Annotated in this window: 1 protein-coding gene; it reads left to right on the top strand. The window is 32.5% G+C overall.

Annotation, left to right across the window (positions count from 1 at the left end; genetic code table 11):
* On the top strand, window positions 1-425 hold a 425-nt coding region (locus HZY83_RS07865), incomplete at both ends, for an NFACT family protein (RefSeq protein ID WP_179943488.1).

Here is a 425-nt window from a genome sequence, read left to right as displayed (position 1 = left end):
ATATGAGAGTGCTAAGGATAAAGAAACTCAACAACTTTATGGTGAATTAATCACTGCAAACATTTACAGAATTAAACAAGGTGATGAATCGGTAACAGCACTAAATTATTATACTGGCGAAGAGGTAACCATTCCGCTCAATCCAACCAAATCACCTTCAGTAAATGCTCAATACAACTATAAGCAGTATAATCGTCTAAAAACACGAGAACATGAATTAGATCATCAAATTCAATTAACGAAAGAAAACATTGATTACTTTTCAAATATTGAACAACAATTAGAACATATTACTGTTGACGATATAGATGATATTCGTGACGAATTAGCTGATCAAGGTTTCATGAAACAGCGTAAAAATACTAAAAAGAAAAAGAATGCGCAAATTCAACTACAAACATATCGCTCAAGTGACGGAGATACGA

It is taken from the genome of Gemella sp. GH3, from assembly GCF_013415425.1.
Classification (GTDB): Bacteria; Bacillota; Bacilli; order Staphylococcales; family Gemellaceae; genus Gemelliphila.
This window is presented reverse-complemented; position numbering and strand designations above follow the sequence as displayed.